The sequence below is a fragment of the Alkalihalobacillus deserti genome, assembly GCF_020734105.1.
GTDB lineage: Bacteria > Bacillota > Bacilli > Bacillales > Bacillaceae_D > Halalkalibacter > Halalkalibacter deserti.
In genome coordinates this window covers 508,250-520,692 of the sequence record NZ_JAJAFR010000002.1, presented here as the reverse complement: position 1 = coordinate 520,692, position 12,443 = coordinate 508,250, and the positions used below count along the sequence as shown (strand labels likewise).

14 protein-coding genes and 2 pseudogenes are annotated in these 12,443 nt (G+C 36.5%); all 16 read right to left on the bottom strand.

Features of this window, described 5'->3' with window-relative positions; translation table 11 throughout:
• Positions 1 to 235: 235 nt before the first annotated feature.
• Positions 236 to 358 carry a hypothetical protein gene (locus LDX58_RS25860; protein WP_265416573.1) on the bottom strand — a complete coding sequence of 41 codons (123 nt, stop codon included), beginning with the start codon at positions 356 to 358 and terminating at the stop codon, positions 236 to 238.
• Positions 359 to 814: 456 nt separating this feature from the next.
• Positions 815 to 1,123, bottom strand: coding sequence for an IS3 family transposase (locus tag LDX58_RS06175; RefSeq protein ID WP_227936003.1), 309 nt, complete (start codon positions 1,121 to 1,123; stop codon positions 815 to 817).
• Positions 1,124 to 1,170: 47 nt separating this feature from the next.
• Entirely contained in the window at positions 1,171 to 1,464 is a 294-nt protein-coding gene (locus tag LDX58_RS06170) for a transposase (RefSeq protein ID WP_227935959.1), read from the bottom strand.
• Between the two features lie 523 nt (positions 1,465 to 1,987).
• On the bottom strand, positions 1,988 to 2,707 hold the full coding sequence (locus LDX58_RS06165; protein ID WP_227935958.1) for a LutC/YkgG family protein: 720 nt from the start codon (positions 2,705 to 2,707) through the stop codon (positions 1,988 to 1,990).
• Positions 2,707 to 4,134 (bottom strand): LutB/LldF family L-lactate oxidation iron-sulfur protein, encoded by a 1,428-nt coding sequence (locus LDX58_RS06160; protein ID WP_227935957.1) that lies wholly within the window; start codon positions 4,132 to 4,134, stop codon positions 2,707 to 2,709. Before LDX58_RS06160 ends, LDX58_RS06165 begins: the two co-directional genes overlap by 1 nt.
• 13 nt (positions 4,135 to 4,147) lie before the next feature.
• The gene (locus LDX58_RS06155) at positions 4,148 to 4,873 is read right to left on the bottom strand and encodes a (Fe-S)-binding protein (protein ID WP_227935956.1); all 726 of its coding nucleotides are present in this window, start codon (positions 4,871 to 4,873) and stop codon (positions 4,148 to 4,150) included.
• 36 nt (positions 4,874 to 4,909) lie between these two features.
• A pseudogene (locus LDX58_RS06150) lies at positions 4,910 to 5,667 on the bottom strand (DeoR/GlpR family DNA-binding transcription regulator).
• A gap of 166 nt (positions 5,668 to 5,833) precedes the next feature.
• Positions 5,834 to 6,382 (bottom strand): annotated as a pseudogene (locus LDX58_RS06145) (L-rhamnose isomerase); the annotation flags it as partial.
• A 59-nt stretch (positions 6,383 to 6,441) separates the two neighbouring features.
• The gene (sda, locus tag LDX58_RS06140) at positions 6,442 to 6,600 is read right to left on the bottom strand and encodes a sporulation histidine kinase inhibitor Sda (RefSeq protein ID WP_227935955.1); all 159 of its coding nucleotides are present in this window, start codon (positions 6,598 to 6,600) and stop codon (positions 6,442 to 6,444) included.
• A gap of 167 nt (positions 6,601 to 6,767) precedes the next feature.
• The gene (locus LDX58_RS06135; RefSeq protein ID WP_227935954.1) at positions 6,768 to 8,669 is read right to left on the bottom strand and encodes a copper resistance CopC/CopD family protein; all 1,902 of its coding nucleotides are present in this window, start codon (positions 8,667 to 8,669) and stop codon (positions 6,768 to 6,770) included.
• A gap of 78 nt (positions 8,670 to 8,747) precedes the next feature.
• The gene (locus tag LDX58_RS06130) at positions 8,748 to 9,902 is read right to left on the bottom strand and encodes a F510_1955 family glycosylhydrolase (RefSeq protein ID WP_227935953.1); all 1,155 of its coding nucleotides are present in this window, start codon (positions 9,900 to 9,902) and stop codon (positions 8,748 to 8,750) included.
• A gap of 80 nt (positions 9,903 to 9,982) precedes the next feature.
• Positions 9,983 to 10,693, bottom strand: a complete 711-nt coding sequence (locus tag LDX58_RS06125) for a cytochrome c biogenesis CcdA family protein (protein WP_227936002.1) — start codon at positions 10,691 to 10,693, stop codon at positions 9,983 to 9,985.
• A 106-nt stretch (positions 10,694 to 10,799) separates the two neighbouring features.
• Positions 10,800 to 11,006, bottom strand: a complete 207-nt coding sequence (locus LDX58_RS06120; RefSeq protein WP_227935952.1) for a DUF2933 domain-containing protein — start codon at positions 11,004 to 11,006, stop codon at positions 10,800 to 10,802.
• A 136-nt stretch (positions 11,007 to 11,142) separates the two neighbouring features.
• Entirely contained in the window at positions 11,143 to 11,721 is a 579-nt protein-coding gene (locus tag LDX58_RS06115; RefSeq protein ID WP_227935951.1) for a hypothetical protein, read from the bottom strand.
• A gap of 11 nt (positions 11,722 to 11,732) precedes the next feature.
• Entirely contained in the window at positions 11,733 to 11,981 is a 249-nt protein-coding gene (locus LDX58_RS06110; protein ID WP_227935950.1) for a hypothetical protein, read from the bottom strand.
• A gap of 14 nt (positions 11,982 to 11,995) precedes the next feature.
• Positions 11,996 to 12,259: a hypothetical protein gene (locus LDX58_RS06105; protein ID WP_227935949.1), complete on the bottom strand. Its 264-nt coding sequence runs from the start codon at positions 12,257 to 12,259 to the stop codon at positions 11,996 to 11,998.
• Positions 12,260 to 12,443: the final 184 nt, after the last annotated feature.

Below are 12,443 nucleotides of genomic sequence, written 5' to 3'. Positions count from 1 at the left end.
ACCGTTTACTTTAAATACATTCTTTCACAAAGTCATCTGAAATAGAAGTTATCTTATTGCGCAGTATACGTCTACTACGCAATACAAAAATTAGGTTCTATACAATCATGACCAAACTTCAAAAATACGCACTCCTTACCATATGAAAGCATCAGCATGTGGAATATACGTTTTTGATAAGATTAACTAAATGACTCAATAAATTATAAAAAGCGAATATCAACGTATTCGCTCTTCAGTATCCTTTTATAGAATCTTCAATCTCTCTTGGATAATCTTCTCTTTGGATCGACCTTAACTCCTTCTCCGTTATATCAAACCATTCCCCTTTACACCTTTTCTCCCCAAAATAATCCATATTATCCCTCCCCCTTTAAAAGTTGTGGGGAAAAAACCGTATATAAAGGATAGAAACCACTTCTCATTTTAAACGTTACCATGTGTCGATGTTTCTCTAGTGTACGCTTTGGACACCTTTTTTGTTTATGTTCCTTTCGTTCCACAACAGAAGATAAAATTAGCTGATGATTTTCATAAGAACCACTTATGCCGTTAATAAATACCCTTTCACAAGGTAACACCGAAAACAAATCGTTTATTATCTTGTTTAAGCAACTGTACACATAATATTGGTATAAATCATAACGTTTTGTTTTCGGCATTTCGTGGTAACGAATTTTCCCTCGCTTTGTGTTTTTTCAATTTTGCTTGGGATTATTTTTTCTAGTGAATGAAGAAAAACATCACACTCTACTGTTTCGGTATCAAACACATGTAAACTATAAATTAGGATTATCTATATTAAAATTTTACTTTAGTGCATTGGAAAAATTCGAAGGTCATGATTGGAATCTGTGGTGACTACGTACTTTTCCTCTGGCGTCGCTTTTAAACCCATTTCTTGTATTAAACGTGCAATTGTCTTTTGAGATACTGTATAACCCCATTCTATCAAGTCATCATGGACTCTAGGGCTTCCGTACGTACCCAAACTCTCGTGAAATGATTTTTGTATCTTTTGTTTGAGTTCTTCTCTTCTTTTTTCTTTTTCAGTAGGTTCCCCACTTTGATTAGATAACCAATTGTAATACCCACTCTTTGAAACACGAAGGATCTCGCACATCTTCACAACCGAGTGCTCATCTCGGTGGGTATGAATGAAACGAAATTTCAACCCTGGTTTTTCGTGAAGATGTGCATGGCCTTTTTTAAAATCTCATTCTCCTCTTTAAGCTTTTCGACTTCTTTTAGATGTTCTTTTTTAAGCTTTTCTAATTCCGACGGAGTCACATATTCCGATGGTTCTTTCGCCGCTTGCACCTTCTGCTTATACTTTTGAACCCATCTGTGTATGGTTGTAGAAGGAATTTCCAGTTCATATGCTACCTCACGTGCCACTCTTCCCTCTTCAACAATTAATTTCGCCACATATTCTTTATACTCATGATCATGGTGTTGCCCCATAGTGAACACGTCCTTTATATTGGTTAATTTACATTATAATCAATCCCATATATATCAATCCATTTTGACGTGTCCATTATTTAGACTACTATAAAAAGCTACTAAAATTGCTATTATCAGATGGAATTGTATACTTTTCATCTTTAAAAATGTGTGAAATCCAGCTTTTTCCTCAGATTATTATCCAAAGTAAATGAAGAGTAAATCCCCTTATACCAGGCTTTTCCAGCTTTTACTTCTGATAACGAGTTACTACTGATAAGGGGGCTTATCCAAAGCTTTGGATAAGCCCCCATGCGGAGTTCCTTTATCTGGGACTCCAATGCCCTTTATTGGTGCTTTGAGCATTTTTGAAACAATCGTTAATACTCTTTTATCATGAATACATCGATTTAAGATTAACGGTTTTTTCCTTATACTCTAAAAAGATATCAGATGTAAATTTACTAACTTTGCCGCTGGACGAGCTTGTACTGAAGTGACCTTGAAGGTCTTACCATAATAAATTAATTCGTAAGCTTAGTTATTTATCTTCAACAATCAAGTAATATGCTCTAACAGGACCATGGACACCAACAACTAAATTCATTTCAATGTCCGCACTGTTACTTGGTCCCGATATGAAGTTGATACAGGAAGGTACCTTTCCTTGTTCTTCTTGCATTTGGTGAATAAAGCTTGTTGCTTGTGTCATCCGCGGAATAATCGTACTCTTAGGAATAATGGCTATATAATTAGTTGGAAGTAAGCTTACCGATCTACCTTTCCCTTTATCACTAAACAAGACCACCGTACCTGATTCAGCTAATGTCATATCAGAAAAAGTAATCCCGATATCTGCTTTTTCAGCTTTGATAATGTTTTCTTCTCCAACACTAGGATCCCATGTATGGACATCTATTCCTTTGGCAGCAGCACTCTGAAAGTAATGATTGACACCGTATTCCTCAAAGCGTGGATCATCCCAACTCACAATTGACCTTCCTTCCAATTGCTCAATTACTTTCTCTAGAACTCCATTTAAAGATTTTGTTGTCACTTCTTCAATTAAAGTATGAATATTCGTACATTGATCTTTTAGTACTTCTACTAATTGGTCCTGGCTAAACCCTTTGAATATTTCATGCTGCGGTTGATGTTTCCATACTGGACGTGAGACCGGTGTTGTTCGACGTTCACGGCCTAAATTTTTTGCTATTTGATCTAAAAAACGCTCTTTGTTTTGAATACTTCCCGTTGCCACTACTTGTCGCCACCCTTCTCACGTTGTTTAAACCACTCTCTAAAACTTTGTTTACTTGGTTCTGGAAAATCACGAATATCTGTCCACGGTTTAATCGGACCAGGTCCCTTCAATATTTTCCCTTCTTTTGAAAAAGGCCCCATCATTGTAGGCGCCATCTTCGAGCCAATATTATATAATGTTGGTGAACTGGCTGCTATTGAAAATCCTTTCATCGCAAGCTTTTCACCAAATCCACCCTTCCCTTCCTCTTCCACAATATTTCGACGGTGTTTCACAAGTAAATCATGAAGTGGAATTTTCACAGGACATGCCTCCGTACATGCTCCACATAGAGTCGACGCATAAGGTAGCTCCTTATAGTCGTCGTATCCTCCTAAAAGTGGTGAAAGAACTGCACCAATTGGACCTGGATAGATAGAACCATAGGAATGACCACCAACGTGACGGTAAATCGGACAAACATTAATACAAGCAGCACAACGAATACATTGGAGCACAGACTGGAATTCTGTCCCTAAAATATTGGATCTTCCATTATCAACAATGACAAGGTGGAATTCGTCAGGTCCGTCAACGTCCCCATCTTCTTTCGGACCCGTTAAGCCAGTAATATAACTTGTGAGTTTCTGTCCAACTGCACTTCTACAAAGCATGCTCACTAAAATATCAAGCTCTTCCCAAGTTGGAACGATGCGCTCCATACCCATCACCGTGATTTGAGTTTTAGGCAGAGCAGTTGCGAGTCTAGCATTTCCTTCGTTAGTAACAAGAGAAATAGCACCAGATTCAGCTACGGCGAAGTTACAACCAGTAATTCCAATGTCGGCAGTTAAAAACTCTCCACGGAGCTCTTCTCTAGCAAATAAAGCAAGTTCTTCAGGTTTAGATGATTGTGTATAGCCTTTTTTTTCTGAAAAGGTTTCGCGTATTTGCTCTTTATTCTTGTGCAGAGCAGGTGTCACAATGTGAGAGGGTGGATCGTGATCATCGAGTTGAAGAATATATTCTCCTAAATCGGACTCAATGACCTCACAACCAAGCCCTTCAAGCGCCTCATTCAAGCTAATCTCTTCCGTAACCATTGACTTCGATTTTATAATTTTTTTTGCCTTTTTTTCTTTGACAACGCTTGCAACATACTCATTTGCTTCCTCAGCTGTTTGGGCAAAGAAGACGTGACCTCCTCGTTCTGTAACCTTTTCTGTGAGTTGATCCAAATAGTAGTCTAGGTTCTCGAGCGTATGTTGGCGGATTTCTTCTGATAAATTGCGCCATTCCTCCCAATTTCCTAATTCTTCTTGGGCATCTACTTTTCTATCTTTTAACCTTCCTTGCGCAGAGCTGACTGCTTTTCTCATAAAATCGTTTTTTAACCCTTTATCGACTCGTTCAAAAAACTTTTCTTTTCCGATTTTCATGGCCATTTTTATTCACCTCCTAATTGTTCTGCTTACTATTCAACACTTGTGCAATATGCATCACTTTTATTGGTTTACCTTGACGTTCAATTCTGCCACCAATATTCATAAGGCAGCCACAGTCAGCACCAATCAAAACATCTGCTTTTGTTTCCTCTATATGTTCGATTTTCTCATTAACCATTTGTTCTGAAATCGGTACCATTTTTACAGAAAATGTTCCTCCAAAGCCACAGCATGTTTCTTTACTCGGAAGACTTTCAAACTCTAAACCCTTTACATTTTCTAATAGTTTCATAGGTGCATCCTTCACACCTAAAAGACGGGTCATATGACATGATGTATGGTACGTAGCTTTCCGGTTGAATACCGCCCCAACATCCTCAATTTTAAGTACATCTACTAGAAATTGCGTAAATTCAAACGTCTTTTTAGCTAATTCGTCGGCTTTCTTCTTCCATACCTCGTCAGCATGAAACAAGTGACTGTATTCATGGATCATTGCACCACATGAACCGGAAGGCGTGACAACATAATCAGCCAACTCAAATGTTTTAATCATATGTTTCGCAACGTCTTTTGTATCTTGATGATAGCCACTATTGTATGCTGGCTGCCCACAGCACGTCTGATTCGCAGGGAACACGACTTCGCACCCATTGCGCTCCAGAATTTCAATCACGTCTTTGCCAACTCCTGAATAAAACACATCTGCTAAACACGTAATAAACAAGGATACTCTCATGACATTCCCTCATTTCAAAATATTGCTGTTTACCTCTTAAGAGCGAATAACTTTAATCGATAATTCCTTAAAATCTTGGATTTGTTCTTGTTTCTTTTTTGAACCTGTAATAATATAGTTAATCGCCTGTATAGAATCTACTCGTGAAAAAGCCTGAACTCCAAACTTTGAATAATCGGCAAGCAAATAAATTTCATCTGATATTTCAATCATTTTCTTTTTGACTAGTGCCTGCATTTCATTCGAATCACTTATTCCACGCTCTATATGAATTCCTTGGCAAGAGATAAACGCCTTATTAACATGATAATATTCCAATGCATTGTTTGTTTGTGGTCCAACAAAAGATAGTGACTTTTGTAACATGGCACCACCTACTGTAATGACAGATATTTTTCCCTATTTGCTAACTTCATTGCTACTTTCATCGAATTGGTTAACACAGTTAAAGGTAGATCCGGTAACCTTTTTGCCATATACCATGCAGTGGTACTTGCATCTAAAATAATTCGATCATTTGTTGATACAAATTTAATGGCTTCTTCTGCTACTACCATCTTTTCTTTCACATTCCTTATTTCTCTTTCGAAATATGGTGCTTCGATATCTTGTTCCTTGATACTAACAGCACCGCCATGACTTCGTTGAAGTTTTCCTTCATTCTCTAACTTCTCTAAGTCTCTACGGATCGTTTCCTCTGTCACTTTAAAAATTTGACTTAGTTCAGAAACACGGATGCTTCCTTTCTCATTAACTAGAGCTGTAATTTTTTCATGCCTTTCTGCTACAAGCATTTCGTCACCTCTAATCTCTATCTTCTTATATATTTGTATAATTTTGATCTTTTTTGTTTCTGTGCAAATCTTAACATTCTCAGACAAATAAATGTAGCATTAATAGCATTTAATAAGTAAAATGCAGTCAAGCTTATTAATAAAAATCAAGCCTAACTGCAACTAGTTAATTATTTTCGTTTAGAAGAACCTTTTCCTCATATTCTGCAACATTTTTTAACCAGTGTTCTTTTACTAGTACATTCATTTTTTCACAGTAATAGTTCCAGATTGCTCCAAATGGATATGTCTTAAATTCTTCAAGAAGAGCAAGTCTCGTCGTATAATCTCCATTTCCCTGTAATTCTTTTAATTTCTCATTGGGCATTAACATCGCATAGAGTAATGCTTCAACCATATTCCGTGTACCAATTGTCCAGGCTGCAATCCGATTAATACTTGCATCAAAGAAGTCAAGACCGATCATCACTTGATTGAGTGCATCATTACGAATGATTTCTAAGGCGATCTCCTTTAATTCCTCATCGAATGTAACAACATGGTCACTATCCCACCGAACGGGTCTTGAAACGTGAAGAGCTAACTTATCATTGAATAGAAGCATCGCAGAAATTTTATTTGATACCATTTCAGTTGGATGATAATGTCCTGTATCAAGCAAGCAGAGCTTATTATTTTTCAATGCATAACTTAAGTAAAATTCGTGTGAACCAACATTAATACCCCATTGCTCATACTCTTTTTTTGCTAGCTCAAATTGACTTTTAATACTCATTATTGTGCCTCCTTGTGAACATGTTTTCCGACCTTGGATGAAGAAACTCCCCTTCTCAAAATCTCTTTCTCTAACAGAATAAGGAATTCCTGATTGACATTTAACTCAATGGCTTTTTTATATGATTCAAGCAATAGTTTTTCGCTAAGTTTTAACACATTCTACTCCCTTAATTTCCAATTAACGGCCGGTGGGCTGCCCTATTACTATTGGAAATAAAAATAGCTTAAGCAGATTCAATAGTTTAAGGAAAACATTACCACAAATCTAACAAAGCAATTCATTAGTTAAATTTAAACGAAATATCCTTAAGAATTTTAATCAATCATCGCTCGTACATTTCCCCAGGAACCTGAATTTCATAAGGGATTACCTCCTCAGTTCCGTTTGTGTTGGTGATATAAATCTCGAGGTCAATTGTACCTGAACCATGTAAGATCCCTCCTGTTACCATATACACTCCATTTCCCATCGGAAATGCTGCAATCGTTCGATTGAAAAATGGGGGCATAGACAATTTGACGTTAACGTCTTTAACTTCCTTCTCATCGTCAAACGTCATCATTAAATCGTTATAACCTAGCTTAAGTGGGGTAATCATGACAGAAAGATTGCTATCTTGTTCATTTCCTTTTGGATAAATTCCTTGCTCTGCTGCTCGAGGAGTGGCATTAACTAAGGAGGTAGCAAAGAAAATAATGAGTAAACCAATGACAAATTCAGTTGTCCCTAATGAAAGAAACTTTCTTATTTTAACGTTTCTCCTAATATAAATCATTTGTGCTAAACCCAAGCCTAAAATTCCGACAAAGAGGATAACCTTAATAAAGAGAAAGTTCCCCCAATAACTGATTAGCAAACTTTCTAGCGTGAAAGATGGAATATATTTTAATAGCATTCCTACTCCAGTAACAAACATAATCACAATGCTAACCAATGCATATTTTGAAAATAGCTTACCCTTCTCTTTGAACCACTGTTTGCTGTCATTCTTAGGGAGCATAACTAGCAGCGCAAATAACCCTCCCATCCAAATAGCAATAGAAAATAAATGGATAGCATCTAACCCAATTGAGAGTATGCCCCCATATCTTTCAGAAACGGCATGTCCAGAAAAAGCCCAAATTAAGATGGTAGCAATAAGGAGAATAAATTCTACTGTTCTTTTTGTCCTATGAAACAAGGCAATCACAACCAGCAATAGCTGTAACAGCATTCCCCAAACAAATTGGAAGGACAAAAATTCAATGAATGAAATATTATTCAAGTCGTACATGCGGGCAGTAAATAAAACGATAAAACCTGCTATACTGACCAGGTAAGCAATTGACTTTACTTTATTCCAACGCCCAGTGTATTCACTTCCTTTTGAAATAAAGATTTGAAAAAAGACTCCACCGAATAAAATGAAAACCCCAAAATAAGAGAGCCAACTGGCAATCTCCACAAAATCGAATTCCTTTATCCATTCCAATCTTTTGATTTGACCTTCTGCTGGTGTGATGGATGTCACTTCACCGACCGCAAAATAGAAGATCCCATTCTTACTTTTATTATCTTTTTGTACGTACCAATTTACTTCATATGTTCCTTCTTCTAATTCATTTTTAAGCTCGATAATATATTTTCGTGGATTAGTAGGATCCGGATAACTTTTTCCGAGTGGAATCATTTTTTGTTGATCATCGTATAATCCCACAACATCAAGTTCTACGATATCGGAAAACATAAATGTGATTTTAGTTGGAGAGATTGAAAGAATTTCTCCATCAGATGGCGAAGATTCTGTTAGTTTAAAATTTGACCAAAATTCCGAGTCTGCCAATCTTTTTTGAATAACTTGAAATTGGTATTGCTCCTTGATTTCATGCCCATCCATTGCCACCGCAAGAATGTCTACTGTGTATCTTCCAGCAGGTAGAGGGTGATCGATTGGGAATACGACGTGGCGTTTGTTAGATGGATCGACGTTTGGTTTCCCTTTTTGAATAACCTGTCCATCTGAATTAATAATTTTTACGGACTCAGAATAAACAGAAACAGGATCTGCAAAAAAGATTTCTATCTCATCCGGTGAATACTCTACTATCTCATTAAAATTCGGAATGGCCTCTTCAACATCTGAATGAGCATGCACGTCACTTCCTTTAAAAACAAATCCCAATGTTACAAAAAGGGTAGCAAGTGCTATAAATATGTTTTGATTTTGCATCTTTTGTATAAGCATTCTAAAATCCTCTTTCCATCTAATAGAAGTACGCTCGGATACCTGAGCGTACTTCTATTAGAATTTAGTCAACTTTCTCTATTTTGCAATCCCTTGATCAACAATCTTTGTCCACGTTTCACCGCTATCTTTCGTAAGGAAAATATCCTTATTAAAAGTGGCAAAGACAAATTCGTTTACGTCCTTTGGGTTTTGTCTCACATAAGCAATTGCATCTCCATTATCTAATTGAGGAATATTTAGATCCGTTTGGTTCGTACCATCTAAACTAATGGACAATCCCTTTCCTGGAACAGCCACCAATAGAGAATTATTATGATCAAAAGACACAGCTGTAACATTCACATTTTCGAGTAGAGGTTCAAATGAATCTCCATAATCCTGAGATATAAACACCCCAGCATCTGTTCCAATTGCAACGATTCCTTCTTCAGTTGGATGCGTAGCTAACGTAGAAGCTTTTCCTACCAATCCTTCTAGTTTGCTTTGATTCCACGTTTTCGTTTCATCTGTTGAAAAATAAAAGCCCGGTTGATCCATTCTTGAATTTGGTGATGGATTAAATACATAAATGTCTTTTGTGTTATATCCGACAGTCATGCCATGGAAATCTATTTCTTCGTATAGATCAAGAACCTCTAATGTTTTTCCCTTATCCGTACTCTTCACGATCCCAAATGGATCTGCCATTTTTGAACCAGGAGCTGGATGTCCACTACTATAGAAGCCATCTTCCACCATCGAAAAGCCCATGTAGTCGTGAGGCTCACCTTCTGTATGATCAGACCACACACCATCCGCATAGATCTTTAACCCATCATGAGCCGGAACATAAATCTCTTGTCCATCACTCGTGTAGTCTAATCCATGGATGTGCATAAAGGTTACTGAGTCATCTGCATTCTGGTTTTTTAGAATGAATCCAAGAATAATGGCTGCTAACAGAGGAATTACACTAATGATTAAAACTATTTTTGACAATTTATTTAATTTGTTTCTTTTACTGTTTTCTTCTTTCTTTTTCACGTACAAAGTATTCATTTTCTTATTCACAAAGTACCAAACAGCAATAAGACCAACCAATAAGATTATAGATGCAATAAGTCCATTTTTTAACATCGTATTCATTAAAAGCTCTTGTTGGTGTTCTTTTTCCGTTCCATGTGCTAAAGCGGTAAAGGGTATGCTAAGCAAAGTTAGCAGCGTACCAAGGCTATATTGTAATTGTCTCATGTTACTTCCTCCGTATCATTTTTTAATTCCTTAAGTAGAGTAACTCCTAATTGGTAATGAAATAGAATTTTTATTCATAATTAAAAACCTGTAAAACCGTTAAATACATGATTCACTAAAAATGATGTCATTTTCGCCAACCAATCAAAGTATAAAACAATTCCCATCAAAATCATCATATACCCGCCAAACTTCACAATTTTTTGAGTATGTTTCTTTATTACGTTTAGTTTTCCAATAAAAAAAGTCATGATAAAAAATGGAATCGAAAATCCTAAACTATATACCATCATATAAAGCAGCCCCGAACCAGGATTCGAAACACTTAAAGCAATCACCGATGCTAAAATAGGTCCAACACAAGGGGTCCATCCAGCCGCAAATCCAATCCCAATAAAACTTGAACCTAGGTAGCCGGTGGGGCGATTTTTTAGTGAAAATTTCTTTTCTTTTATTAAGAATTTTGGCGTGATCATTCCAAGGATGACTAATCCGAAAAAGATGATAAGAATGGCCCCTGCTTGACGGATGAAATCATTGTATTTTATAAAAAAGGTTCCAATTAGTGAAGTGGACATTCCTAACACGATAAAGATAAGCGAAAATCCTAATAAGAAAAAAATGGTATGAAAAATAGCTTCCTTTGGTAACCCCTTTTTTCCCTTTTTTAATTGATCCGTCGACATCCCGGTAATATATGAGATAAAGGCTGGATATAAGGGCAGATTACAAGGGGAAATAAATGATAACAAACCAGCGCCAAAGGCTAGTAAGAGTGTTACATCATAGATAACAAGTCCCTCCTTTGAATTCGAGCAGATTAATTAGACAAATTGTATGTTGGCCATTCACATGAAAAACTAGCAGCCCATGTTCTGCTAGCTTTAGACATTCAGGTTATCTAGCTCTTTTTAGTTCCTCTAAATCTTTCATTAATCTTTTATTCTGCTCCATTAAATCATTCATATTTTTCTGAAGCTGCACTTGTGACTCAATAGATTCTGACTTATTATCCCCTTTCATCATACCTTTCATAAAGAAGAACAATACAACTATCATCAAAGGACATGCTAAAAGCGGCAAATAATATGCTAAGTTTTCCATTGTTAATTCCCTCCTAGTTATATATCTAAAAGTCAGAGATTGACATCGTTCGTACGTTTTTGAAGGAGTCTTAAACGATGACCAGCAAAAACGACACTCCCTACCATTACCGATAAGACTGCCATTTGTATCAAATTCACAAAATAACCTGACTGATTTGTAATAACCGTGATAAAGGTTCTGCTGTAGCGGAACCAAATAAAGTGACAAGGATCGGGTAAATAGCTGGTAGTGCACAACTAACAAAACAAGTCGTAGTTATTGCGATCCCTGAACCAATCGTGCCATAAGATTGAGATTGGATGATGTTTCCCTGTTTGGGCAGGGCTACAGTCGAAGGTGATGTAAAAGATACTGTACGTGATGGCTGAATCATTAAAAGACGATAGTTTCGTTTCTTAAATAAATGACGTAAAGTCCCATCTATATGTAAACGAACCACTCTCCATAAAGAAAGTAAGGTCAAAATAAATACGATATAACCCACGTGAAAGATTGGCTTATAACTATCAAGCGAGCTCTTTGATGATAATTGATTATGAATGGCTATAATGAACAACCATACAAAAAATAACCCAAAAACGGTTAAGGAGCGAAACATAGTTTGAAAACCTAGATTTCGAAAACCGATGTAAAGAAAGCTTCCCCAAATAATTAAAACCACAAGGATAGATAAGATGATCGTGCTCTGATTCACCCAATTTACGATGTCCAACGATTATATCCTTACGAGGTTCTTTTGGATTGAGTACGATTAGAAGACTCTTTCATTTCCTCTATAACCTTTGAGAGCTTTTGGTTTTGCTCCATTAGTTCCGTTATTTTATTCTGAGCTATTTTAATATCATCTGTTTTCTCTACTTGGTTGGTATAGGACTTTTTTTGCTTTTCCTTTTTGGCCATCGACATTGCTTTCCAGCAAAAGAATAAACAAACTAGTTTAAAAGCAATGAGTACGATTAAGAAAGTATTCATTTTACAGCTCCCTTCTAAGTTGTAGATCCTTTCTCTTTTTTCATTCTCTCTATCTCCTGAACCAAATTTTGATTCACTTTCTCCACTTGGTCCAATTGAGTATAAATCTTGTGTAGCTCTTTTGATTGAGATGTTATCGCTGAACCTTTCTGCCTTTCCGTTTCTTGACTAGTCCTAGGAGGACAACAGAACCCTCCTTTCTTTTTGCCCATCCCCATAAAACACAATAGGCTCAAAAGAACAAGTACACCAATGAGTACGAACGCCAGTATATCCATGGTTTGATCCCCCCTTCGCCAAAGTCAGGACATCTTTGTATTATTAATGTAACAAGAGGATGTGTTGAAACTGTGATGGATTGAAAAATTATTATCATTTAAGATGAAAAAGCAAATAGCACTAGAATCCTTTTGGTTTCTAGTGCTTACTTGAGTATTTACGTTAGAAATATCTTATATTTAT